Source organism: Nocardiopsis prasina DSM 43845 (genome assembly GCF_000341265.1).
GTDB classification, from domain to species: domain Bacteria; phylum Actinomycetota; class Actinomycetes; order Streptosporangiales; family Streptosporangiaceae; genus Nocardiopsis; species Nocardiopsis prasina.
Genome location: NZ_ANAE01000193.1, coordinates 1 through 24,289 on the forward strand (window position 1 = coordinate 1; position 24,289 = coordinate 24,289).

A 24,289-nucleotide genomic window follows, 5' to 3' on the forward strand; every position below is an offset into this window, starting at 1 on the left:
TCGGGCAAGGACCCGTCGAAGGTGGACCGCTCCGCCGCCTACGCCACCCGCTGGGTCGCGAAGAACATCGTCGCCGCCGAGCTGGCCGAGCGCGCCGAGGTCCAGGTGGCCTACGCGATCGGCAAGGCCCACCCGGTGGGTGTGTTCATCGAGACCTTCGGCACCGAGAGGGTGGCGCCGGAGCTGATCGAGAAGGCCGTCAAGGAGGTCTTCGACCTGCGTCCGGCCGCGATCGTTCGCGACCTGGACCTGCTGCGTCCGATCTACTCCCGGACCGCCGCCTACGGTCACTTCGGCCGTGAGCTGCCGGAGTTCACCTGGGAGCGCACGGACCGGGCTGCCTCGCTGCGTTCGTTCGTCGGCGCCTAGGAGACGTACCAGTACCGAGGGCGGGTGGCCGTGGGCCACCCGCCCTCGGCCGTGTCCGGGACCCGCCGTATGCCCTACGCACCATTTGACTACTCTGTGCTGTTAACTATGCACAGAAAGTCATTAATGGTGCCATGTGGAGGGGGAACACCATGGCCGTGCCAGCTGCGGTGTCGGTGTTGGGCCTGGCCGCGTTGATCGCGCTGCCCGGACAGCCAGTCCGGACGGACGACGGGCCGGTACCCGGGGCCGGGAGTCTGCACGTCACCGTCCAGGAGCGGTCGGAGGAACGACTGCGCCCGGGCGACCGCGTGGAGTACACCATCAAGGTGCGCAACGCCGGACACGAGGCGCTGCCGGACGCGCGCGTGGTGCAGTTCCTGCCCTCCTCGATGCGCTACGTCTCCGGTGCCCCCGAAGGGGTCGAGGAGGGGCGGGCCGAGTGGGTCCAGCCCCTTGAGCCGGGGGAGCGCGCGGCCCTCACCGTGGTCGGCGAACTCACCGAGGTACCCGAGGGCGCCCAGCAACCGGTCTCCACCGTGTGCCTGCGCCCCGCCGCGGACGCGTCGCTGTCCTCCTGCGCCTCCGCCGTCCACGAGGTCCAGCGGATGGTGCCGATGGTCTGGGTGGTGGCCGGACTGCTCGCCGTGGCGGCCTTCGCGATCGCGGTGGGCGGCTACCTGCGCTATCGGGGCACCCGTGGACCCCGGCCGGAACCGGAGGCGCCGAGCAACCACAGCCCGGGTTCGGTGCCCAACCTGCGGACCTTCCCGGGACGGGCGCCCGTCTACCACCTGGACGCCCACAGGTGACCAGGGGCTGAGAGGCGGGGCCGGGGACCATCCCCGGTCCCGCCTCTCCTGTGGATCAGTCCAGGTCGGTGCGGCGCCTGCCGGCGAACAGTGCGGCGACGCCGGCGGCGGCGGTCAGCAGACCGGCGACCGCCGGGACGACCGCGCCCGCTCCGGTGACGGGCAGGGTCGGCGGAGTGGTGGGCGGGGTGCTCGGGCTCTCCGACGGGCTGGCCGAGGGAGACGGGCTCTCACTCGGGGAGGGCGACGGGCGCGTCGGCTCGCTCGGGCTGGGCGAGGGTGACGGGCCGGGGCTCTCCGGCGGGTTCGGTGAGGGCGGAGTGCTCGGGTATCCGGGGGTCGGTTCCGGGTAGCCGGGAGCCGCATGGCCCGGCTCCGGTTCCGCGTACCCGTCCGGTGCGTATCCGGGCTTCGGCTCGGGCTCCGGCTCGGGCTCCGCGGCCAGCCCGGACTCCGGGGCAGCGTGCCCCGAGTCGTCCTGGGGGTCGGGTTCCGCGTATCCGTACCCGCCCTGGGGGTCGGGTTCCGCGTACCCGTACCCGCTCTGGGGCCGGTCCTCCCGGCTGTCCGACCCCGGGGCGGGTCCCTCCGCGGTCAGATCCTGGCCCGATGGTCCGCCCTCGGCCACGAACCCGCTCTCACCGTGCGGCGCCGGAGCCGGGGTGTGTCCTTCGGCGGCCACCGCCGATCCCCACCCCCAGAAGAGGGGGACGGCCACCACGGCCCCCGCCGCCGCAGTGGCCGCGGCGCGCAGGGCGCCTCCGCCTGTCGTGCCGAGCCGTGCCTGATCGCGCCGACTCGACTTCTCAATGTGATCGGTCATGTGCCCATTGTGATCAATTCTGCGTGCGGATGCTCCCACCGGCACGACAACGAAAGAGGAAAACAGGGCGAGAGTCATGAAAGGGGCCGTACCCGAACGGGTACGGCCCCACGTGTGCGCGGCGGGAGAGCCTCAGCTCAACTCGCCCAGTGCCTTCTCGGCCTCGGCCAGCCAGGAACGGCGGGCCTCCAGGGCGGCCTCGTGCTCCTTGATCCGGCGGGCGTCGTTGTTGGCCCGGGCCTTCTCCAACTTGGCCTCAAGGCCCGCGATCGCCGTCGACAGCTGGTCCACGGTGTCCTTCGCGCGGGCCCTCGCCTCGGGGTTCGTGCGCTCCCACTCGGCGTCCTCGGCCCGGCGCACGCCGTCCTCGATCTGCCGGAACGCGCCCTCCAGCTGGTCGCGCACGTCTCGCGGCAGGTCGCCGGCCTCCTCCCAGGCCTCCTGGAAGTCGCGCAGGCGGGCACGGGCCCGGCGCGGGTCGGTGATACCGGGGATCTCGGCCCTGGCGTCAGCCAGGATCCGCTCCTTGGCCTCCGCGTTCACCCGCAGCTCCGCGTCGCGCTCGGCGAAGGTCGCGTTGCGCGCGTCGAAGAACGTGTCCTGCGCGGCCTTGAACCGGGTCCACAGCTTGTCCTCGCTGGCCCGGTCGGCCCGGCCCGTGGCCTTCCACCGCTGCATCAGGTCGCGGTAGGCGCGTGCGGTGGGCCCCCAGTCGGTGGAGCCGGACAGCGCCTCCGCCTCGGCGACGATGCGCTCCTTCTCGGAGCGCACCCCCTCCCGCTGCTGGTCCAGGTTGGCGAAGTAGGCCTTGCGCCGCTTGGAGAAGGAGTTGCGCGCGGCGGACATCCGCTTCCACAGCGCCTGCTCGGTGGGGCGGTCGGCCCGGGGGGCCTTCTTCCACTCCTCGATGAGCTGGAGCATCCGCTCGCCGCCGGACTTCCAGTGAGTGGTCTCCGTGGCGACCCGCTCGGCCTCCGCGACGATCCGCTCCTTGACCTCGCGGGCCTGGCCCCGGGCCTCCTCCTGCGCCTGCTTCTGCTCGACCTTGCGCTCCTCGGCGCGGCCGGACAGCGCGTCCAGTCGGCCGATGAGCGAGTCCAGGTCACCGACCGCGTTCGCGTCGGTGATCGTGGAACGCAGCTTGTCGATGGTGGTCATCGCGGCGGAGGCGGACAGGTCGGTGCTGCGGAGCCGCTTCTCCAGCAGCTCCACCTCGGTGACCAGAGAGTCGTACTTGCGCCGGAAGAAGGCCAGGGCCTCCTCCGGGGCGCCCGCCTGCCACGATCCGACGACCCGTTCGCCTTCACCTGTGCGCACATAGACCGTGCCGTCATCGTCTACGCGGCCCCAAGGGTCCGTGGTCACCGTGTCCTCCTGCTGTCATGAACCCGGCCGGTCGCGGTCGGGTTCGGGTCGTCGCGGCGGTACCGCGCCTGTTCGTGATGGGAACCACCGTGCACCAGCACGATATCCATACGATTCGGCGGACAACGACGCGCCGTGTCTCACGTCAACGCAGTCCGGGGGTTCTGGTCCCGCTGCCGTGCCGTCGGCCGGGCCCGTCTCCCGCCTCTGAAGAGGAGGCGCAGGTCGAGGGCCTCGATCAACTCGACGACGCTGACCAATATGGCACTACCACGCGCCCAGGCAAAGAGCAGGGGCGCGCGCGGTGATCGAATGGTGATCAAACGCGTTCTCGGACGAACCCGCCGGTTCGCCCGCCCTGACCCGGCTCGGTAGGCTCTGCGGCCAGGGGACCCGTGCTCCGGCCGAGGTCGGAGGGTTCCCGGACAGCCGAAGCCACCAGGACAGGACGACAGCCGTGCTCATCGCCGCGCTTCCCACCGGGCCCCTCTCCGCGAACTGCTACGTGCTCGCACCCGCTCCCGGCGGCGCGTGCGTCATCGTCGACCCCGGACAGGGCGCGGCACCACAGGTCGCCAAGGCTCTGGCCGAACACGACCTCGCACCGGCCGCGATCCTGCTCACCCACGGCCACTTCGACCACGTCTGGTCGGCCGCCGAACTCAGTGAACTGCACGACGTACCGGTGTACCTGCACGGGGCCGACCGCGGTCTGCTCACCGAACCGGCCGCTGGCGTCGACGCCGGGTTCGCCGCGCAGCTCGAGATGCTTCTCGGCCCCGGCCCCTTCAGCGAACCCGACCAGCTGGTCGAGGTGACGGACGGCCAGACCCTCACGACGGGCGGGATGGAGTTCACCGTCGAGCACGTCCCCGGACACACTCCCGGATCGGTCGTGTACCTCACGCGCACCGGGGACGGGGTGCCGGTCATGTTCGCCGGGGACCTGGTCTTCGCGGGGTCGATCGGACGCACCGACTTCCCCGGCGGCGACGGCGACGCGATGAACGCCAGCCTCGCCCGCACCGTCCTCGGACGGGGAGACGACACCCAGATCCTCCCCGGCCACGGACCCGCCACCACGGTGGAGCGGGAGCGCACCACCAACCCGTACCTGCGCGGGGTCACGGGCTGACCCCCGCCCGCCGTCGTATTCCAGGGGACCGGCCGGTGTCGTTGGCGGTAGGATTCCAGTTGTTCAAGGGGCGACGCCCCGCCCCCGCCGGACCCGGTCTCGGGCTCCCCGGCATCCTCGCTCAGCCGCGTAGTTAGTGGACTTGGTAACTCATGCATCGTTACAGGACTCATTCGTGTGGTCAGCTCCGTAAGGAGCACGTCGGGCAGCAGGTGCGCCTTTCTGGCTGGGTGCACAACCGCCGGGATCTCGGTGGTCTGCTCTTCGTCGACCTGCGCGACCACTACGGTGTCACGCAGCTCATGGCCCGCCCCGAGTCCCCGGTGTTCGAGGAGCTCAGCCGCATCTCCAAGGAGTCGGTGATCCAGGTCACCGGCGTGGTGGCGGCGCGCAGCGCGGAGAACGTCAACCCGAACCTGCCCACCGGTGAGATCGAGATCGAGGCCACGGACGTGGAGGTCCTCGGTACCACCGAGGAGCTGCCGCTGACGGTCTTCCCCGAGGACAACACCTCGGAGGAGCGCCGTCTCACCTACCGCTTCCTCGACCTGCGCCGTGAGCGCATGCACCGCAACGTCATGCTGCGCTCGCAGGTGGTGGCCTTCATCCGCCAGAAGATGACGGAGCTGGGCTTCAACGAGTTCCAGACCCCCATCCTCACCAGCTCCAGCCCCGAGGGCGCCCGCGACTTCCTGGTGCCCTCCCGTCTGCACCCGGGTGAGTTCTTCGCCCTCCCGCAGGCGCCCCAGCAGTTCAAGCAGCTGCTGATGATCGCCGGGTTCGACCGCTACTTCCAGATCGCGCCCTGCTTCCGCGACGAGGACAGCCGCGCCGACCGCTCGCCCGGCGAGTTCTACCAGCTCGACGTCGAGATGAGCTTCGTCGAGCAGGAGGACGTCTTCGAGGTCATCGAGAGCGTCATGACCGACGTCTTCCGCGCGTTCTCCACGGACTGGGAGATCACCTCGCCCTTCCCGCGCATCGCCTACCGCGACGCGCTGGAGTGGTACGGCACCGACAAGCCCGACCTGCGCGTGCCGATGAGGATGCTCGACGTCACCGCGCTCTTCGACAAGACCGACTTCCGCGCCTTCGCTGGCAAGAAGGTCCGGGCCCTGGCCGTCCCCCAGGTGGGCGACAAGCCGCGCAAGTTCTTCGACGGGATCGGCGACTTCGCCGTCGAGCAGGGGGCCAAGGGCCTGGCCTGGCTGAAGGTCGGCGAGAACGGTGAGCTCACCGGTCCCATCGCCAAGTTCGTCACCGAGATCAGCGAGGACCTGCTCCAGACCCTGGACGCCGGTCCCGGGTACGGCCTGTTCTTCTGCGCCAGCGAGGACGAGGCGGAGATCAACCGGATCATGGCGCCGGTCCGCGTCGAGGCCGGGCGCCGCGCCGACCTCGCCGAGGAGAAGGTCTACCGCTTCTGCTGGATCGTGGACTTCCCGATGTTCGAGCGCTCCGACGAGGGCCACGTCGAGTTCAGCCACAACCCGTTCTCCATGCCCCAGGGCGGGATGGACGCGCTGGAGAACAAGGACCCGTTGGACATCCTCGCCTGGCAGTACGACATCGTCTGCAACGGCGTGGAGCTGTCCTCCGGCGCGATCCGGAACCACTCGCCCGAGATCATGTACAAGGCGTTCAACATCGCGGGCTACGACAAGGACGCGGTCGAGGCCGAGTTCGGCGGCATGCTCAAGGCGCTCAAGTTCGGCGCCCCGCCGCACGGCGGCATCGCCCCGGGCATCGACCGGATCGTCATGCTCCTCGCGGACGAGCCCAACATCCGCGAGACCATCGCGTTCCCGCTGAACCAGAACGCCCAGGACCTCATGATGGGCGCCCCGGCGGTCGTCTCCGAGCAGCAGCTGCGGGACGTGCACATCCGTACAGTGCTCCCGGAGCAGAAGAAGAAGTAGCCGGACGGCCCCGGGACACGGGGCCGCCGGACACGAGGCGTCGGCCACCGGAACCCTCCGGTGACCGGCGCCTCTGCTTTATTGCCTGGCCCCTCCCCTCCCCGCGTTGTTAGCCTGGGCCCGTGCAGTACCTCTACTTCCTGTAATCCGAGCCGAGGCGCCCGCCCGCCACGACGTGGCCGCGGGCGCCGGACGTGTGTCCTGACCCCTCCCGGGTCATCCCGTCTGCTCGAGGAGCTCACACGCGCCCCGCCGTCGAACCGTGTTCGCGTTCCGGCCGGGGCGGAGCTCGGTTCGGAGGAACCTTGACCGCCCTCAACCCCGTTTCCGGCCTGCCCGCCGGAGACCGGGCCCAACTCACCGTGTCCGGCGTCCACCTCGCCCGCGGCGGCCGCCCCGTCCTGTCCGGTGTCGACATGACCGTCACTCCCCGCTCCCGGTGGGGTGTGGTCGGCGAGAACGGCCGTGGCAAGTCGACCCTTCTGCACGTCCTGACCGGTGCGCTCGTCGCGGACTCCGGTCGGGTGCGGCGCGTCGGCACGCTCGGTGTCGCCGAACAGGAGATGACCGTCACGGACGGCCGCACCGTCGGCGACCTGGTCGACATCGAACTGGCCGACGCCCGCGCGGCCCTGGCCTCGCTCGACGCCAGCGCCTCGGGCCTGGCCACCGGAGACCCGGAGGCCGCCGAACACTACGCCGAGGCGCTGGACGCGGCCGAGGTGCTGGACGCCTGGGACGCGGACCGCCGCGTGGACCTCGCGCTGGAGCAACTCGGCGCGGTCACCGACCGGTCGCGCCCCCTGGCGGAGCTGTCGGTGGGCCAGCGCTACCGGGTCAGACTCGCCTGTCTGCTCGGCGCCACCCGTGACTTCCTCCTCCTGGACGAGCCCACCAACCACCTGGACGCCGCAGGGCTCGACTTCCTCACTGACCGGCTGCGGGGTCATCCGGGCGGCGTGGTGCTGGTCAGCCACGACCGCGCCCTGCTGTCGGACGTGGCCACGACCGTGCTCGACCTCGACCCGAGTCGGGACGGCGCGCCGCGCGTCTTCGGCGGGGGGTTCGCCGGATACCAGGAGGGCAGGCGCGCCGAGCGGGAGCGCTGGGAGCAGGAGTACGAACAGCGGCGCGCCGAGCACGCCCGGCTCACCCAGGACCTGTCCGAGGCCCAGAACCGGCTGGTCAGCGGTTGGCGGCCGGAGAAGGGCACCGGAAAGCACCAGCGGGCGACCCGGGCGCCCGCCCTGGTCCGCGCCGTACACCGGCGCCGGGACGACCTGGAGGCGCACGCGGTCACCATGCCGCCGCCTCCCATGCCGTTCCGGTTTCCGGAGCTGCCCGCACGATCGGGAACGATCCTGCTGCGGGCCGAGGAGGTCCGCGTCGAGGGGAGGCTGGACCGGCCGGTGACGCTCGCCCTGGAGTCCGGCACCAAGCTGGTCGTCACCGGACCCAACGGCGCGGGCAAGTCGACCCTGTTGTCCGTACTGACCGGGCGGGCCGAACCGAGCGCCGGGCTCGTGCGGACCGCGCGCGGCGCGCGGGTGCGGCTCCTGGAACAGGAGTCGCCGTCGGCCGGGGCCCGGCGGGCGCACGACGTGTTCACCGCGTACCAGGGTCGCCTCGTCAGCGAGGGGGTCCTCCGCGAGGACGAGACGGTCTCCCTGAGCGCCTTGGGGCTGCTCTCGTCCGTTGATGGGGGCCGATCGGTGCGCGAGCTGTCGACGGGCCAGCAGCGCAGACTCGACCTGGCGCTCGCACTGGCGTCGCGGCCGCACGTGCTGCTGCTCGACGAGCCGACCAACCACCTGTCGATCCCGCTGGTCGAGGAACTCACCGAGGGGCTCGGCGCGACCGGCGCAGCGGTGGTCCTGGCCACCCACGACCGTCAGCTGCGGCGCGACACGGGGACCTGGGAACGGCTCGACCTCGGGGCCACCGAACCGGTCACGGAGGCCACGCTCGGATAGGGACGGAGTGGCGGCACGCGGAGCCTTCCGCGTGCCGCCACCGGCGGCGTCAGCGGGTCAGGGTTTGGTGGCGCCGCAGCGCTGGCAGCAGATGTCCTCGTCCTCGGGATTGCTGTGGGTGCAGAGCCGACAGGTCCAGTCGCAGACGGCGTCGCGAAGGGGGGCTCCCGTCAGGGCACGGACGCGTTCAGGATGCATGGTGAGTCCTCGGGGTGGGTGACGAGTTCTCGACTGACCAGTTCGGTGCCCGTAATGACCCCGCTTTGAACGTGCCACATTCGGCCAGAAAGTGAAAATAGGTGATTAACAGGTCAAAAACCTCGTCCGGAATGTGGAAGAGGTCGACACACGGATGCGGCCGGGCCCGTCATCCCCTACCGTTGGGGGCGAATCACCCTCCCACGCCGAGGTACGCACGTGTCCGGGAGTGAACACGGAGCGTTGACGGGGCCCGCCCCAAGAGAGGGCACCGTGGGAGCGGAGTGCATTTCTGCGCCGCCGAGTCACACGAGCGTAACGATTCACGCCCTGGGGTCGGTAGGGTACGGCCTTCCGGAGTGGAACCGGCCGTGACCCCATCACGTTGATGGACCATGAGGGTCCGTGTTCGACGAGGTGGCGCAGCCGACGGGAGGCGGGCGCCGGTGGAGCGGCCTCGGTTCCCTCCCCGGACCGGTCCCGTTCCGGACACTACAATGAGCCGAATCGGTACGTTCCAGGGGTGACCGCGCCTGACGCGGGTGTGACGTCCGAGCCGACATGAGGATGAGTCATACGTGAACGGAAAACGCGCTTCAGGCGGTGGCTCCGAGAACGCACTCGCGGAGGCGTTCCGGCATGCCCCCGAGCCCATGGCGGTCACCGGGACCGACGGCGCGATCCAGCACGCCAACCGCGCGCTCACCGAGCTCTTCGGCCGGGACGCCGCAGAGCTCACCGGACGCCCCTGGTTCGAGCTCCTGGACTCCGCTGACGTCGAACAGGGCACCGGAGCGCACCAGGACGCGCTCGCCGGGAACTGGCACCGCCGCTCCCGGCTCCGCCTGGCCGTCACCGACAAGTCCTCCAGACTGGCGGAGGTCCGGCTCCGCCCCGTCGACGGCGACGCCGACCTCGTGCCCGACGACCCCTCCGACGCGGCCGTGGTCGTCCTCCTGCACGTGCTCTCCACCGAGGAGACCGACCTCCGGGTGGTCGGCGAGCTGCGCACCGACAATTCCGACTCCGTCTTGTGGAGCCTGGACCTGAGCAACGGGCGACTGCGCGAACTCTTCGGCCCCACCCCGCTGGGCGGACTCCTGGCCGGGAACGACCGCGAGCTGGAACGCATCCTCGAACGCATCCATCCCGACGACAACGCCCGCGTGCGCGACGCCATGGCGGCCTCGTTCGCCGGTCGGGACTACGAGCAGCGCTTCCGGATCTTCGACCGCCTCGGCGACGAACGCTCCCTGCATGTTCGGGCCCGGTTCGTACCCGGCCAGCCCGACCGGCTGGTCGGGATCATCGACGACGTCACCGAACACGTCCAGCTGGTACGGCGCCTGGCCGACCGCCGCCGCACCGAGGCCGAACACGGCCGCCTGGTCACCGAACTCTCCTCCAAGCTCGTCTCCGCCACCACCGTCGACAAGGTGATGGACCTGCTCAGCGAGGAGTTCCTGCCGATCTTCGGCGGCGTCTACGCCCTGGCGCTGTACGTCGAGGAGGGCCTGCTGCGCACCTCACCCAGCGCCAGGGAGCGCGGGAACACCCACCGCATAGACGGTCGACGGGCCGACGACACCGACTTCCCCATGGGCGCGGTCATCCAGGACCGCCAGCCGCGGTTCTTCGAGAGCCGCGCCGAGATCGCCAGCCGCTTCCCGGCCGCCGTCGACCTCATGCGCTCGGCCCGCGGCCAGGCCTGGGCCACCGTCCCGATCTTCGGCGACGGCAAGATCGCCCTCGGCGTCTGGCAGATGGTCTGGGACCGGCCGCACCACGCCAGCCGCGACGAACGCGCCCTCATGCTCACCTTCGCGGGGCTGGCCGGACAGGCGCTCCAGCGGATCAAGGCCCAGCAGGCCGAGCTGGAGCTGGCCGACGCCGTCCAGCGCCGCATGCTGCCCCGCCAGGTGGCGAGCTTCCCGGACATGGACATCGCCACCAAGTACCTGCCCTCGCGCGCCGAGTGGCGGATCTGCGGCGACTTCTACGACGTCATCGAGCTCCCCGACAACAAGGTGGGCCTCCTGGTCGGCGACGTCCAGGGCCACGGCGTCGAGGCGGCCGCCGCCATGGGCCAGATCCGTGTCGCCTTCCGTGCCTACGCCAGCAACCAGTCCGACCCCGGCGTCGTCCTGGGGGAGACCAACCGGCTGCTCACCGAGACCGGCGAGATCGTCTTCGCCACCTGCGGCTACCTCGTGGTGGACCGGGCGAGCGGGGTCATGCAGGCCGCCGGGGCGGGCCAGCCACCGGCCGTGCTCGCCACCCAGGGCACCTACGAGCTGTGGTCGCCCGAGACCGGGCCGCCCCTGGGCGTGCTCGCGGACACCGAGTACACCGTCACCACCCGGGTCCTGGCGCCCGGCACCACGCTGCTGCTCTGCTCCGACGGGCTCGTGGAGAGCTCCGACGTCACCATGCAGGACGGGCTGGCCCAGGTGGGGGAGGCGCTCGCCCAGCACGGGGAGGACCCCAACGCCGCCGCGCAGGTCCTGGCCGAGATGGCTCCGGCGGGTCGGGGCGACGACATCGCCCTGCTCATCACCCGGATGATCCCGCGCGCCACGCCCCCGCCCGAACAGGCCGAGAGCCCCGAGAACATCTCCGTCCACCAGGGCTGAGGGCCGGCCCCGGCCGCGGCCACGAACGTGCTCGTCCTCGCCTACCCTGGGTGTGTGTCCGAAACACTGTTCGACGATGCCGGGGCCGAGGCGGCCAAGGGGCAGGAGCCGCTGGCCGTACGCATGCGGCCGCGCACCCTCGACGAGGTCGTGGGCCAGCGCCACCTCCTGGGCGAGGGCAGCCCGCTGCGCCGCCTGGTCGAGGACGACGCGCCCATGTCCGTGTTCCTCTGGGGGCCGCCGGGAACGGGAAAGACCACCCTGGCCACCGTGGTCAGCCGCGTCACCCGGCGCAGGTTCGTGGAGCTCTCGGCCGTCAACGCCGGGGTGAAGGACGTGCGCGCGGTCGTCGAGGAGGCCAAGCGCCGCATGGGCATGAACGGGACACGCACCCTGCTGTTCGTGGACGAGGTACACCGCTTCAACAAGACCCAGCAGGACGCCCTGCTGCCCGCGGTGGAGAACCGCTGGGTCAGCTTCATCGGCGCCACCACCGAGAACCCCTTCTTCTCCGTGGTCAGTCCTCTCCTGTCCCGGTCGCTACTGCTCTCCCTGGAGTCCCTGGACGACTCCGACATCAGGGCCCTGGTGGACCGGGCGCTGACCGACGAACGCGGGCTGGACGATAGGTACACCCTCACCGAGGAGGGCGCCGAGCACCTCATCCGGCTGGCCGGGGGAGACGGCCGCCGCTCACTCACCTACCTGGAGGCGGGCGCCCTCGTCGCGGGGCCGCCCTCCGCCGAGGGCCCGGTGGAGATCACCGCCGAGCACGTCGAGCGAGCCGTGGACCGCCACGCCGTGCGCTACGACCGTTCCGGGGACCAGCACTACGACGTCATCAGCGCCTTCATCAAGAGCATGCGCGGCTCCGACCCGGACGCCGCCCTCCACTACCTGGCCCGCATGATCGAGGCGGGGGAGGACCCCCGCTTCATCGCCCGGCGCCTGGTGGTGCACGCCAGCGAGGACGTCGGCATGGCCGACCCCACCGCCCTCCAGACAGCCGTCGCTGCCGCCCAGGCGGTGGAGCTGATCGGGCTTCCCGAGGCCCGGATCAACCTGGCCCAGGCGGTCATCCACATCAGCCTCGCCCCCAAGTCCAACGCGGTGATCACCGCCATCGACGAGGCCATGGGCGACGTCCGCGCGGGCCGGGCCGGTCCCGTCCCGGCCCACCTGCGCGACGCCCACTACAAGGGCGCCGCCGACCTCGGACACGGCAGGGGGTACCGCTACGCGCACGACCACCCGGGCGGGGTGGCCCCGCAGCAGCACGCCCCCGAGGGGCTCACCGAACGCGAGTACTACCGTCCCACCCAGCACGGGGCCGAACGTCGCTTCACCGAGGTCCTCCAGAGGATCAGGAGCGTCCTCAAGAGCGAGGGCTAGACCCACGACGGCCCCGGCGCGGTGCGCCGGGGCCGTGTCACGGGGAGGGGCGGTCACCGTCCGCCCCCGCTCAGTCGGAGAACAGCTCGACGACCTCCACCACCTCGCGGGGCCCCTCACCCTCCGACTCCTCCGCGAAGGTGATCTCCACGATCATCACCGGCCCCCAGGACAGGTAGTCGACGAAGTCGTTCCCGCTCAGGTCCCAGGTGCCGCGCGCCTCCTCGTCGAGGAAGACGTGCTCGGGAGCGGCGCAGAAGCGGGCGCACTTCACCTCGGCGTCGGGCCGGATCACCGCCTCACCCGGGTCGCCCGCCTCCCGCCACTGCTCCGCCCAGGCCTCGTGGCTCGGAATCCCCTGGTTGCGCGGGATCTCGTCGTCCCGAGTGACCGGCGTGTACACCCAGGTCCGCTCATCGACCCCCGCCTCCGGCTCCGCCTGCTCCGAGGGGTCGAACCGGACCACCAGCGTCCCCGGGTCCTCCTCCGCGGCGGGCTCGGACTCGGGGGCCTCCGAGGCCTCGTCCGCGACCGGGTCGGCCTCGGCGCCGTCGCCGACCATCTGGGACAGGCCCCAGACACCACCGCCGACGAGCGCGGCGGCGACCGAGACGGCGCCCACCAGGAAGAGGGTGCGGGTGGGACGGTGGTTGCCCATCCGGCCCTCCAACCGGATCACCTCGGGCACCCGCGCGGGCGGCTCGACCGCGTGCCACTCGCGTTCGAGGAGACGGCTGATCTCCTCGCGGCTACCGGTCGGGGCGTCTCCCTCCTCGGAATCGGACCCCTCCGCGTGCCACACGGCGATGACCGCTCCGGTCACCTCTCGCAGGCTGGGCCGACGGTCCGGATCGGGGTCCAGGGCGCGCCCCACGACCGGGCGCAGACCCTGCGCAAGCCCGTCGAGGGCGAAGTCCCCGGCGGCCACCCGCTCGGCGATCTCCTCGGGCTCACCCGGGCCGAAGGGCAGACGCCCGGTCCCGGCGAACGCCACGACGGCGCCCCAGGCGAACACGTCCGCCGCGGGCGACGGCGCCCCGCCCAGGTACCGCTCGGGGCTCAGCCAGGTGGCACCCGAACCGCGCAGCCGTTCCGCCTTCGGTGCGATCGCGCACTCCATGATGTGCGGTCCGTGCGACTCCAGCAGGATCTCGCTGGGACGCAGCGATCCGTGGGAGACCCCGCGGGCGTGCAGGGCCGACAACCCCTCGGCCAACGCGGTGGCCAGCGCGATCAGCTTCCCGACCCCCACGCCGCCACGCCTGGTCACGTAGTGGGACAACCGCTGCCCGGCCAGGTAGGGCATGGACAGCCACGGCGGGTTGGCGTCCGGGTCGAAGGCGAGCGGCACGACGACCCGTTCCGGGTCGACCTGTGACAGGTTGCGCAACCTCCGAGCCAGCGCGGGGTAGACGTCGGGGGACTCCAGCTCGGGGGACCGGAGCAGCTTCACGGCGACCAAACGGTCGCCAGCGGTGGTGGAGGCGGTGTCCACGGCGGCGTACACGGTGCCGGTGGAACCCTGCCCCAGTCGTCCGAGGACGAGGTAGGGGCCGATCCGCGACGGGTCGTCCGGGTAGAGGGGGGCCAGGTCCGGGGGTACCAGTACGGAGATCTCACGCGGAGAACGGGGGCTCATGGGTGTCCTGTCGGTGCTTCTGGGCCAGCGAGGGGCTGCGGGGCGTGCCCTGGTGTCCGGACATCGTAGTGAAGAACCATCTCTGCGGTGATTCTCGCCGACGCTCGCCGGTCCGTCGATCCCCGAGGGTCCCGAACCGGACCTCTCGGACACATGACCCTCCCCACTGCCTGCCACACCGTGGCGCGCCCACGCGTGCCGACACCGGACGCGATAGGGTCAGCCGAAACCAGCCGCCTCGGCCCTCAGTGGCAGCGGCGGCGGACGCGGATCGGGAGCCCCGACCCGGCGCGATCGCTGGCCCCCGTACCCGCCCAAGGCGTCCGGTGCGCGCCCGAGCGCGCGCGGACCGTTCGCACACCCTCGAAGCAACCCTCTATCTGCCCTACGGAGCCTTCATGCTGACCGGAGGAGAGGTCGCCGCGCTCGTCGCAGCGGTGGTCTGGGCGGTGCTGGCCACGTTCATGTGCGTGGCGCTCGTCAAACTGATCAAGCTCATCAACGAGACCACCAAGGTCGTCTCCGAGGTGGGGGACCGGACCCCGCCGCTGCTGGACGACGTGGCCTCCACGGTGGAGCGCACCAACACGTCACTGGAGCGGGTCGAGGAGATCACCGCCAACGTGCAGGCGTCTTCGGAGGACGTGTCCACCATGACCGCCCTCACCCGGTCGGTGTTCACCGGCCCGCTGGTGAGGATCGCCTCGTTCTCCTACGCCGTCCGTCAGGTCCTCGGCCGCCGCAAGGCCCTGGCCGTGATGCGCGGCCGCAAGCGGAGGGAGAACCGTTGATCGGGCGACTGTTCTACCTCGCGGCCGGTGCGGCGATCGGCGGCTACGCGGTGCACCGCGTGCACCGGGCCCGCCGGGCCATGACGCCCGGCGGCATCGCCGACCGGGTCGAGGGCCGGGTCAGCGAGTACCGGGGCGCCCTCCAGGAGCTCAACGAGGACCTCGCGGAGGCGGTCCGGGAGGAGGAGGCGGAGCTGTTGCGCCGCTACGCGCCCGAGCCTCGTTCCCTGCGCTCCGCAGACCCCGACTCACCGGGACTCCGCGACCGCGGGTAGCGGCTGGCCGTATTGGGCACAACCTGGGGCAACGAGGGGAACCGGTCGGGCGTCGAATCCGTCGGATCGTTACGTCGCAATCGCGAACCGATGCTCTCGGACGCGCGTCTGTAGGGTTGACGAACCAGTGCAACACGTGAGGAAGCGCCATGTACCCGCCACAGCCGCCCCAGGGTCCCTACTCCGGTGGTCAGGACCCCTACAACCAGGGACAGCCCGGCTACCCCGGCGTCCCGCAGGGGCCGCCCAAGATGCCCGGGACCGCGATCACCGTGCGCGTGCTGATGTTCATCGGCGGTGTGTGCGGGCTGCTCTTCGGCGGCCTCGTCCTGCTGATGGGGCTGATGGCCGGCGGTGACAACGAGTTCGGCGAGGGTTTCGCCGAGGGCGTCCAGGAGACCGGGGTCAACATCGACGCCGCGGAGATCGTCGCCGTCATGGCGATCCTGGGCGGCGTCATGCTCGTGTACGGCCTCGTCTCCACCGCCCTGGCCTCGTTCATGGGTCGGCGCAGCGGCGGCATCCTCTGGTCGATCGTCGTCTTCCAGGCCCTGGCCGCCCTCCTGCTGCTCGTCAACATCTTCACCGGAGCCGTCGGATCGTTCATCCCGCTGCTCTTCGCGATCGGCATGATCGTCCTGATGGTGGTCCCGGCGACCCGCGCGTACTACAAGCCCGCGCCCGCCGGTCACTACCCCGGCTACTGAGATCCGGGGCGGAACCCCCGCCCCGGCACTGCTCTCTCCGGGTCTGTCTCTGTCGAGATCCTCCCGCTGTCCACACGATTCCTCAGAGAGGACCAAGGTGTACCCCACGCCTCCCTCAGGCCCCCAGCAGCCCTACGGTCAGGGCCAGCCGCCCCAGTACCAGCAGGGCCCGCCCCAGCACCAGCAGGGCGGCTACGGCTAACCCCCGCAGCCGANCCCCGGCCAGCCCTACGGAGCGCCCGGCGCCCCGCCCCCACCCCCGCAGTTCCACGGTTCGCCCGGAGTCCTCGACACGGTGCCCGGCCCGGCCACCACCGTCCGCGTGCTGATGTTCATCGGCGGTCCGGTCGGCATCCTCCTCGGCCTGACTATCGGCGTGTTCGTCGCGCTCGGCGTGGGCGTCGGCGCCGCGGCCGGGACCGCGTCCGAGGCGAGCGGCGCCGAGGTCGCCGGGGTGGTGGGCGTCCTTGGTGCCCTCGGAGCCTTCTTCGCGCTGATCCCCCTGGTCTACGGCATCGTCTCGACGACGCTCGCCGCCAAGATGGGCAAGCGCACGAAGGGCGTCTACTGGGGCGTCGTCGTGTTCAACATCGTTTCCGCGCTCCTGCTGGTCCTCAACGTGGTCAGCGCGCTCGCCATGGAGGGTGCGCCCACCTCCCTGATCCCGCTGGCCTTCCACGCCACGATGACCGGGCTCATGTTCGCCCCGAAGGTGCGGGAGTTCTACGGCGTCTGAGGCGCCTCGTCACGGCCCGCCGACACGGCAGGGGAAGCGTGACCACCGATGAGGGGCCCGGCGGGAGACCGCCGGGCCCCTCGGCGTTCCCGCACCCGGGCCCGGAGCCCTCGCGGGCGGCCCATCGGGGATGCGTCGGTGGCCAGCGGCGATAGCCTTGGAATGGCCGGACCGCCGCCGTTGTCATCAACGGTGCGGGTCCTCGGCGGCCACTGCAAACCATGCGCGCAGACGTGGCGGTCCCCTCTACGATGGGCCCCTACCGACCACGCGTGACCACGGTCCCACCCAGGGACAACCCCGCCGCCACCGGGCGGCGGAGCCAAGCACAGGAGGGCATCAATGGAGACGGCAGAGATCGCGCGCCGCTTCCTCAGTTTCTTCGAGAAGAACGGACACACCGTGGTGCCCTCGGCAAGCCTGATCGCCGAGGACCCCACGCTGCTGCTGGTGCCAGCAGGCATGGTCCCCTTCAAGCCCTACTTCCTGGGTCAGCGCACACCCTCCTACGACACCGCCACCAGCGTCCAGAAGTGCATCCGGACCAAGGACATCGAGGAGGTCGGCAAGACCTCCCGTCACGCCACCTTCTTCCAGATGCTGGGCAACTTCTCGTTCGGTGACTACTTCAAGGAGCGGGCGATCCCGCTGGCGTGGGAGCTCGTCACCACCCCGGTGTCCGAGGGCGGCTTCGGGATCGACCCCGAGAAGCTGTGGGTGACCGTCTACCTTGACGACGACGAGGCCGCGTCGATCTGGCGCGACAAGGTCGGCGTCCGCCCCGAGCGCATCCAGCGCATGGGCATGGAGGAGAACTACTGGGATATGGGCGTGCCCGGTCCCTGCGGCCCCTGCTCCGAGATCTTCTACGACCGCGGCCCCGAGTACGGTGTCGAGGGTGGTCCCGAGGCGGACGAGAACCGCTACATCGAGATCTGGAACCTCGTCTTCATGCAGTACGAACGGGGTGAGGGCTCCGGCAAGGACTACCCGATCCTCGGCGAACTGCCCAGGAAGAACATCGACACCGGTCTCGGTCTGGAGCGCCTCGCGGCGGTCCTCCAGGGCGTCGACAACATCTACGAGACCGACATCATCGGCCGCGTACTGCACCGCGCCGCCGAGCTGACCGGCACCACCTACGGTGGCGACCACGACCAGGACGTGATGCTCCGCGTGGTCGCCGACCACGTGCGCAGCGCCGTCATGCTCGTCGGAGACGGCGTCAAGCCCGGCAACGAGAAGGCCGGGTACGTCCTGCGCCGCATCCTTCGCCGCTCGATCCGCAACCTGCGGCTGCTCTCGGGCACCGACTCCTTCTTCCTGCACGACCTGACCGAGGTCAGCATCGACGCGATGAAGGACATCTACCCGGACCTGCTCGACAAGGCCGACGTCGTCCACGGCGTGATCGACAACGAGGAGCGCAACTTCGCGGACACCCTCCGCGCGGGTACCACGCTCTTCGGCCGCGCGGCCGAGCGCACCCGCGCCGCGGGCGGCACCGAGTTCTCGGGTGTGGACGCCTTCCAGCTCCACGACACCTACGGCTTCCCCATCGACCTCACCCTGGAGATGGCGGCCGAGCAGGGCCTCAGCGTGGACGAGGGTGCCTTCCGTGAACTCATGCAGCGCCAGAAGGACACCGCCAAGGCCGACGCCAAGGCGAAGAAGCTCGGCAACGCCGACATCTCGCTCTACGCGCAGATGCACGAGAACGCCGGCAACACCGAGTTCCTGGGCTACACCGAGGCCGAGAGCGACTCCCGCGTCAAGGGCATCGTCGTGGACGGCGAGGGCGTCCCCGCCGCGCGCGCGGGCGACAAGGTGGAGATCGTCCTGGACCGCACCCCGTTCTACGGGGAGAGCGGCGGTCAGCTCGCCGACACCGGCACCCTGACCGTCGACGGGCGCGGCGTGGTGGACGTCGAGGACGTCCAGAAGCCGCTCCCGGGCCTGTTCGTGCACCGGGGCACCGTCCGCTCGGGAGAGGTCGTCCTGGACGACACCGTGCACGCGGAGATCGACACCGGTCGCCGCCACGCCATCGAACGGTCCCACTCGGCCACCCACCTGATCCACTCGGCGCTGCGCAACGCGATCGGCCCCTCCGCCGGACAGGCCGGTTCGGAGAACCGCCCCGGCCAGCTGCGGTTCGACTTCACCGCCGACAACGCGCTGGGCGGACAGCGCCTGGCCGAGGTCGAGGAGGAGGTCAACACGGTCCTCGCCGGCGACATCGCGGTCCAGACCGAGGAGAAGAGCCTGGACGAGGCGCTCAAGATGGGCGCCCTGGCCATGTTCGGGGAGAAGTACGGCGACCGCGTCAGGGTCGTGGAAATGAGCGACTACTCGGTCGAGCTCTGCGGCGGTACGCACGTCGGCTCCACCGCCAAGCTCGGCATCGTCAAGCTGCTGGGGGAGTCCTCCATCGGCTCGGGCGTGCGCCGTGTCGAGGCGGCCGTGGGCGTGGACGCGTTCAAGCGCCTGTCCAAGGAGTCGGCTCTGGTCGGACAGCTCTCCGAGCAGCTCAAGACGCCTCGGGAGGAACTGCCCGAGCGGATCGACACGATGGTCTCGCGGCTGCGCGTCGCCGAGAAGGAGATCGAGAAGCTGCGCGCCGCCCAGGTGCTCCAGGCCGCGGGCGACCTCGCGGCGGGCGCGCGCCGACACGGCTCGGCCCGGGTCGTGGCCGCCGAGGCGCCCGAGGGTGCCAGCGGTGACGACCTGCGCAAGCTGGTCCTGGACGTGCGCGGACGCCTCGGTGAGGACGAGCCCGTGGTCGTGGCGATGACCGCGGTGCCCAAGGACCGTCCCGTCGTGGTGATCGCCGCGAACAAGGCCGCGCAGAAGGCCGGGATCAAGGCGGGCGACCTCGTGGGTGTCGCGGCCCGCGCCCTCGGCGGCGGTGGCGGCGGCAAGCCCGACATCGCCCAGGGCGGCGGCACCGACGCGAGCAAGGTGGACGAGGCCCTGCGCGCCGTGGAGGCGCGCGTCGCGGGCGCCTAGGCGCCTTGGCGACGGTCGGTCCGACCGCGCCCTGTGGGGCCCTGGAGGTCCCGCGGGGCGCGGTCGCCTTTCCGCCACTCCGAACGGGTCAATCACCCTGAGTTGTCGAACCTGTCCGTACAGTTTCGTTATGTGACCAAGCTGACGGTTCCCGCGTCGCCGGGACCCGATCCGACGCACGATGCCGTCGGACGACCCGGTGACACCCGCCCGGGCCCGGCGCGTGACCGCTGTGACCTACACTCGGACGGTACGCGTGCGCCCCGGTCCCCGTTGACACGGCCAGACCCGAGGCCCGTGGCCCGGTCCCCGCGCGACCGGGAGCGTTCCACGGGTCAGGCTGCGCACCGTCATCGAATCGGGCATACTGTGGCGCGTCACAGCCGATCACATGGCTGTCTGCGCGGAGATTCCCGCGATCCAGCTGATGAACAGGACCACCGTGTTGAGGATTTCCCAGCAGCGGTGCTGTGCCGTCGACGGTACGGCCCGCGCGAGCAGCGCCCCCAGGCAGGAGGAGGCGTCCTCGTGAGACACGGTGTGCGCCTGGCGATCGATCCGGGCAACGCGCGTATCGGCGTCGCCGCCAGCGACCCCAGCGGCGTGCTGGCCAGCCCGGTCGAGACCATCCCACGGGGCAGGGGCGACGTGCAGCGCATCGCCCTCCTCGTACTGGAGAAGGAGGCCCGCGAGGTCGTCGTGGGCTACCCTGCTTCACTGTCCGGCCAGGAGGGACCGGCGGCCCGGTCCGCGCGCGAGTTCGCGAACACCCTGGCCCGACTCCTCGCCCCCGTCCCCGTCAGGCTCGTGGACGAACGACTCACCACGGTGACCGCCCAGGGACAGTTGCTCTCCGGCGCCTCCTTCGGGAAGAAGGGTGCCAAGGGCGGCCGAGCCCGCCGCTCGGTCATCGACCAGGCGGCCGCCACCGTGCTCTTGCAGAGTGCCTTGGACCAGGAACGGTCGACAGGCCATCCCCCGGGCGAGATCGTCCATGCCAGCCAGGGAGATTCATGACCGACAGGGATGACTACCCCGATCCCTACCGTGGCCGTGCCGACCGCGAGGGCGGCTACGACTACGACCCGCTCTCCGACCCGCTGCCCGCGCAGCCGCCGTCACGCGGCCGTCGGGCGCGCCCCGAGCCCCAGTCCGGCCCCTGGACCGAGCAGCCCGGTACAGGTGAGTTCGGGCACACCGGACCACCCGCCGGCGATGTCCGCGCCCCCCGGTACGCGGCCCCCGCCCCCGGGGAGGGCGACACGAGCAGCCGGACCGCGCCCGCCCCCGGACGCCGCCGCAGGGCCGAACCGCCCGAGGACGAGGCACCGTGGAACGGCGAACCGCAGTCCGCCGGTCCCCGGCGCTTCGGTGCCGCCGACGCCCTGCGCGGCGGCCGTGCCGCACGCGGCGGACAGGCGCCCCAGCACCCCGAGCAGGGGTCCCCCTCGGACACCGGAAGCCATCAGCGGCCCAGCGCCGACGCGACCCAGGACGCCCTGGCGGCCCTGGCCAACCTGGGTGGCGCACAGAACCCTTCACGCGGGACCCCCCAGCCGCCCGCGGACACCCCCGCCCAGGAGCAGCCCCCACGCAGGGCCCGGCGCGCACGCGCCGAGGAGCCCGCCGAGTCGCGCTCCGCCTTCTGGGGCGACGACGCCGACGAACCCGCCCCCGCATTCCACACGGATCCCCCGGAAGAGGAACCCCAGGGCCGCAGGGGCCGCCGCAAGCGCGCCCAGGAGACGCGGCCCGAGCCCGTGCGCGACACGGGTGCCTTCCGCGCGCTGGAGCCGGAGGACGAGGAGCCCACGGGGCGTCGCGGTCGGCGGCGCGCCCGCCGTGCCGCGGAGGAGGAGCCCGAGGACACCGGGGCCTTCCGGGCACGCGAGCCCGAGTACGAACCGGAGCCCGAACCGGAGCCCGAGGAGCCGGCCGGCCGTCGCGGTCGTCGCCGCGCCCGCCGTGCCGCGGAGGAGGAGCCCGAGGACAGCGGGGCCTTCGCCGCGGTGCCGGTCACCGACACCGGGGCCTTCGCGGAGCTGTCCAACCTGGACGAGGACGAGCAGCACCTCACGGACACCGGTTCCTTCCTCGCACAGGAACCGGAGGACGAGGAGCCCAGGGGACGTCGCGGTCGTCGTCGCGCCAAGCGGGGGCGCCGGGCCGAGCCCGAACCCGAGCCCGAGGTCGAGGAGGAGCCCGAGGAGGACCTCTACGAAGAGGACAGCCTCGAGGACATCGCCGCCTCCTACGGTGACAGCCGTGCCAACCGCAAGCGCGCCAAGCGAGCCAAGGCCGCGCAGGCCGCCCGGCTCAACAAGGGCAAGCCCAAGAAGCGCAAGAAGAGCAAGGGCCTGACGGTCCTGCTCGCCCTGGTCCTGCTGCTCGTGGTCGCGGGCGGCGGTTACGGGGTGGCGCGCACCTACGTGTTCCCGCCCGACTTCTCCGGCGGGGGCGAGGGCGAGGTCGTCTTCGCCATCGAGGAGGGGCAGAGCGGTACCGCGGTCGCCCAGAGCCTCGTGGACCAGGGAGTGGTCGCCAGCGTGCGGGCCTTCACCAACGCGCTCAGCTCCAGCGAGGGCGACGGGCTTGTCCCGGGTACCTACTCCCTGGCCGAGGGCATGAGCGGTGAGGACGCCGTGGCGGCCCTGCTGGACCCGGAGAACCGCCTGGGCGGTCGGGTCACCATCCGCGAGGGGCTCCGTTCGGACCAGGTGCTCCAGCTCCTGGCCGAGAACACGGGGCTGAGCCTGGAGGAGCTCCAGGAGGCGTACGAACAGACCGACGAGCTCGGCCTGCCCGACTACGCCTCCGAGGGCCCGGCGGGCTACCTGTTCCCGTCCACGTACCGGTTCGAGCCCGACACCGAGCCCCTCTCGATGCTGCGCACCATGGTCACCCAGTACCGGCAGGTCGCCGAGGAGGTGAACCTGGAGTCCCGCGCCGCCGACCTCGGGTACGACTCCAACGAGGTCATGGCGATCGCCTCCATCGTCCAGGCCGAGAGCGGTCGGGCCGAGGACATGCCGAAGATCTCCCGGGTGGTGCACAACCGCCTGGACATCGACATGGCGCTCCAGATGGACAGCACCTGCTTCTACGCCATCGGCGAGTACGGCATCGCGCTCAACAGCGAACAGCTCAGGCAGTGCCGGGACGACACCAGCGGGTTCGACACCTACTACAGCACCGGGCTGATCCCCGGCCCGTTCGTCGCCCCGGGCGAGGAGGCCATCGAGGCCGCCCTGGAACCGGCGGACGGCGAGTGGCTGTACTTCGTGGCCACGGACCCGGACAACGGCGTCACCGAGTTCGCCGAGTCCCACGAGGAGTTCGAGGTCCTCAAGGAACGCTTCCAGGAGACCTGGGGCGGCGGCAGCGGCGGGGGTGAGGAGTGACGCGCGCGGCCGTCCTGGGCTCGCCCGTGGCCCACTCGCTCTCCCCGGTCCTGCACACGGCCGCCTACGCGGCGCTGGGCCTGGACGACTGGTCCTACGGACTAGTCGAGTGCGACGAGGCGGGGCTGGCTCCCTTCCTCGCCGAGCTGGACCCGTCCGAGTGGGCCGGGCTCTCCCTGACCATGCCGCTGAAGCGGCGGGCCATGGACCTGGCCGACGAGGTCACGGACCTTGCCACGGCGGTCGGCGGCGCCAACACCCTGGTTCGTAGGGGGGCACGGTGGTCGGCGCTGAACACCGACGTCGAGGGGATCGCCACCGCCCTCACCGAGGCGGGCGTGGCGGTTCCGGCCAGCACGCTCGTCCTGGGCGCGGGGGCCACCGCGGCCTCCGCCCTCGCGGCCCTGCGGGATCTGGGCACGACCGGACCGGTCACCGTCCTGGCCCGTGACACGGCGCGCACCGGCGAGGTCACGGCGGCCGCGGAGCGCCTCGGCCGCCCCGTTCGGGTGGCGCCGCTGGCGGAGATCGACCACCACCTGGACGCCGACCTCGTGGTCTCCACCCTGCCTTCGGGTGCGACGGACGGGTACGCCACTCGGATCGCGGCCTCCCGGGCCGACCTGTTCGACGTGATCTACGCCCCATGGCCGACCGCCGCCGCCTCGGCGGTGGCGGCCCGTGGCGGGCGCGTGGTCGGCGGGTTCCCGATGCTCCTGCACCAGGCCGCCGCCCAGGTCCGCCTGATGACGGGGATCGGGGACGTCCCGGTGGAGGCCATGCGGGCCGCCGGCGAGGCGGAACTCCTCCGGCGCTCCGCCCGGGTGGCCCACTGACCCCCGGGCACGGTGGTCGGGCGGTCGCGGGGTCCTGCTATATTGGGTGTCATCGACTTGGTCCGGTGTGTCTGACACACCGGAGCCGCAAGCGGAGATGATCCTCCCACCTACCGGGCCGCGCCCGTGTGGGTCCCGGTCAGACGATGGGCACGCCGCCCCGAGTTCGTCGGAAACCCGTGTACGGGTTCCGTCGGCCTGGTTCGCGGTCCCGTCGTGAACATCCGGTCGGATCGCCCCGCTTGCACACGCTGGCGGGGTTTTTCGTTTCTGGTG

At 71.5% G+C, this 24,289-nt stretch carries 20 protein-coding genes; 15 read left to right on the forward strand and 5 right to left on the reverse strand.

Going from position 1 to position 24,289, the window contains the following annotated elements; all coding sequences use genetic code 11:
* Nucleotides 1-369, forward strand: a 369-nt coding sequence (locus D452_RS28845) for a methionine adenosyltransferase domain-containing protein (RefSeq protein ID WP_040694732.1), incomplete at its 5' end; no start/stop codon positions are given.
* A gap of 152 nt (nt 370-521) precedes the next feature.
* Nucleotides 522-1,181 (forward strand): DUF11 domain-containing protein, encoded by a 660-nt coding sequence (locus D452_RS0123405; RefSeq protein ID WP_026129617.1) that lies wholly within the window; start codon nt 522-524, stop codon nt 1,179-1,181.
* Between the two features lie 55 nt (nt 1,182-1,236).
* On the opposite strand, the gene D452_RS0123410 is transcribed toward D452_RS0123405, so the two are convergent.
* A complete protein-coding gene (locus tag D452_RS0123410) occupies nt 1,237-2,004 on the reverse strand; it encodes an LPXTG cell wall anchor domain-containing protein (protein WP_160167881.1) in 768 nt (255 codons plus the stop codon).
* A gap of 132 nt (nt 2,005-2,136) precedes the next feature.
* Nucleotides 2,137-3,369 carry a DUF349 domain-containing protein gene (locus tag D452_RS0123415; protein WP_026129618.1) on the reverse strand — a complete coding sequence of 411 codons (1,233 nt, stop codon included), beginning with the start codon at nt 3,367-3,369 and terminating at the stop codon, nt 2,137-2,139.
* 457 nt (nt 3,370-3,826) lie between these two features.
* Between D452_RS0123415 and D452_RS0123425 the strand changes: the two genes are divergently transcribed.
* The 3 genes from D452_RS0123425 (at nt 3,827) to D452_RS0123435 (ending at nt 8,396) form a co-directional block, all read left to right on the forward strand.
* Complete coding sequence (locus D452_RS0123425) at nt 3,827-4,504, forward strand: MBL fold metallo-hydrolase (protein ID WP_017546574.1); 678 nt, start codon at nt 3,827-3,829, stop codon at nt 4,502-4,504.
* A gap of 152 nt (nt 4,505-4,656) precedes the next feature.
* On the forward strand, nt 4,657-6,423 hold the full coding sequence (gene aspS, locus D452_RS0123430) for an aspartate--tRNA ligase (RefSeq protein ID WP_083927605.1): 1,767 nt from the start codon (nt 4,657-4,659) through the stop codon (nt 6,421-6,423).
* A gap of 305 nt (nt 6,424-6,728) precedes the next feature.
* Nucleotides 6,729-8,396 carry an ATP-binding cassette domain-containing protein gene (locus tag D452_RS0123435; RefSeq protein WP_017546576.1) on the forward strand — a complete coding sequence of 556 codons (1,668 nt, stop codon included), beginning with the start codon at nt 6,729-6,731 and terminating at the stop codon, nt 8,394-8,396.
* A gap of 57 nt (nt 8,397-8,453) precedes the next feature.
* On the opposite strand, the gene D452_RS30945 is transcribed toward D452_RS0123435, so the two are convergent.
* Complete coding sequence (locus D452_RS30945; RefSeq protein WP_169336573.1) at nt 8,454-8,594, reverse strand: hypothetical protein; 141 nt, start codon at nt 8,592-8,594, stop codon at nt 8,454-8,456.
* Between the two features lie 578 nt (nt 8,595-9,172).
* Here D452_RS30945 and D452_RS0123440 point away from each other — a divergent pair.
* A complete protein-coding gene (locus D452_RS0123440; RefSeq protein ID WP_026129619.1) occupies nt 9,173-11,227 on the forward strand; it encodes a SpoIIE family protein phosphatase in 2,055 nt (684 codons plus the stop codon).
* Nucleotides 11,228-11,281: 54 nt separating this feature from the next.
* Nucleotides 11,282-12,619 carry a replication-associated recombination protein A gene (locus D452_RS0123445; protein WP_017546578.1) on the forward strand — a complete coding sequence of 446 codons (1,338 nt, stop codon included), beginning with the start codon at nt 11,282-11,284 and terminating at the stop codon, nt 12,617-12,619.
* 70 nt (nt 12,620-12,689) lie between these two features.
* Here D452_RS0123445 and D452_RS0123450 read toward each other — a convergent pair whose 3' ends face one another.
* Nucleotides 12,690-14,258, reverse strand: a complete 1,569-nt coding sequence (locus tag D452_RS0123450; RefSeq protein WP_017546579.1) for a serine/threonine-protein kinase — start codon at nt 14,256-14,258, stop codon at nt 12,690-12,692.
* 398 nt (nt 14,259-14,656) lie between these two features.
* Here D452_RS0123450 and D452_RS0123455 point away from each other — a divergent pair, with 398 nt between their 5' ends.
* From D452_RS0123455 to alaS, 5 genes are all read left to right on the forward strand, one after another.
* Nucleotides 14,657-15,049 (forward strand): DUF948 domain-containing protein, encoded by a 393-nt coding sequence (locus tag D452_RS0123455; RefSeq protein ID WP_017546580.1) that lies wholly within the window; start codon nt 14,657-14,659, stop codon nt 15,047-15,049.
* Entirely contained in the window at nt 15,046-15,324 is a 279-nt protein-coding gene (locus D452_RS0123460) for a hypothetical protein (protein ID WP_017546581.1), read from the forward strand. Before D452_RS0123455 ends, D452_RS0123460 begins: the two co-directional genes overlap by 4 nt.
* 149 nt (nt 15,325-15,473) lie before the next feature.
* Complete coding sequence (locus D452_RS0123465) at nt 15,474-16,031, forward strand: hypothetical protein (RefSeq protein ID WP_017546582.1); 558 nt, start codon at nt 15,474-15,476, stop codon at nt 16,029-16,031.
* Nucleotides 16,032-16,326: 295 nt separating this feature from the next.
* A complete protein-coding gene (locus D452_RS28850) occupies nt 16,327-16,767 on the forward strand; it encodes a hypothetical protein (RefSeq protein ID WP_017546584.1) in 441 nt (146 codons plus the stop codon).
* A gap of 342 nt (nt 16,768-17,109) precedes the next feature.
* Nucleotides 17,110-19,776: an alanine--tRNA ligase gene (gene alaS / locus D452_RS0123480; protein ID WP_017546585.1), complete on the forward strand. Its 2,667-nt coding sequence runs from the start codon at nt 17,110-17,112 to the stop codon at nt 19,774-19,776.
* Nucleotides 19,777-20,163: 387 nt separating this feature from the next.
* Here the strand turns inward: alaS and D452_RS30950 are convergent, their stop codons facing one another.
* Nucleotides 20,164-20,313, reverse strand: coding sequence for a hypothetical protein (locus D452_RS30950; protein WP_169336572.1), 150 nt, complete (start codon nt 20,311-20,313; stop codon nt 20,164-20,166).
* On the opposite strand from D452_RS30950, the gene ruvX reads away from it, so the two are divergent.
* Genes ruvX through D452_RS0123500 form a run of 3 tightly spaced genes read left to right on the forward strand, consistent with a single transcriptional unit; the run spans nt 20,305 to nt 24,013 of the window.
* Nucleotides 20,305-20,793, forward strand: coding sequence for a Holliday junction resolvase RuvX (gene ruvX / locus D452_RS0123490; protein ID WP_017546587.1), 489 nt, complete (start codon nt 20,305-20,307; stop codon nt 20,791-20,793). The genes D452_RS30950 and ruvX overlap by 9 nt on opposite strands.
* Nucleotides 20,790-23,177 carry an endolytic transglycosylase MltG gene (gene mltG / locus D452_RS0123495; protein WP_017546588.1) on the forward strand — a complete coding sequence of 796 codons (2,388 nt, stop codon included), beginning with the start codon at nt 20,790-20,792 and terminating at the stop codon, nt 23,175-23,177. The genes ruvX and mltG overlap by 4 nt, the downstream gene beginning before the upstream one ends.
* Complete coding sequence (locus D452_RS0123500; protein ID WP_017546589.1) at nt 23,174-24,013, forward strand: shikimate dehydrogenase; 840 nt, start codon at nt 23,174-23,176, stop codon at nt 24,011-24,013. Before mltG ends, D452_RS0123500 begins: the two co-directional genes overlap by 4 nt.
* The last annotated feature ends 276 nt before the right edge of the window (nt 24,014-24,289 follow it).

What these genes read in the sequence shown, in the direction of transcription:
- D452_RS0123405 (WP_026129617.1), top strand. Translation starts at nt 522, where the DNA reads ATGGCCGTGCCAGCTGCGGTGTCGGTGTTGGGCCTGGCCGCGTTGATC.
- D452_RS0123410 (WP_160167881.1), bottom strand. Translation starts at nt 2,004, where the DNA reads ATGACCGATCACATTGAGAAGTCGAGTCGGCGCGATCAGGCACGGCTC.
- aspS (WP_083927605.1), top strand. Translation starts at nt 4,657, where the DNA reads ATGCATCGTTACAGGACTCATTCGTGTGGTCAGCTCCGTAAGGAGCAC.
- D452_RS30945 (WP_169336573.1), bottom strand. Translation starts at nt 8,594, where the DNA reads ATGCATCCTGAACGCGTCCGTGCCCTGACGGGAGCCCCCCTTCGCGAC.
- D452_RS0123450 (WP_017546579.1), bottom strand. Translation starts at nt 14,258, where the DNA reads ATGAGCCCCCGTTCTCCGCGTGAGATCTCCGTACTGGTACCCCCGGAC.
- D452_RS0123455 (WP_017546580.1), top strand. Translation starts at nt 14,657, where the DNA reads ATGCTGACCGGAGGAGAGGTCGCCGCGCTCGTCGCAGCGGTGGTCTGG.
- D452_RS0123465 (WP_017546582.1), top strand. Translation starts at nt 15,474, where the DNA reads ATGTACCCGCCACAGCCGCCCCAGGGTCCCTACTCCGGTGGTCAGGAC.
- alaS (WP_017546585.1), top strand. Translation starts at nt 17,110, where the DNA reads ATGGAGACGGCAGAGATCGCGCGCCGCTTCCTCAGTTTCTTCGAGAAG.
- mltG (WP_017546588.1), top strand. Translation starts at nt 20,790, where the DNA reads ATGACCGACAGGGATGACTACCCCGATCCCTACCGTGGCCGTGCCGAC.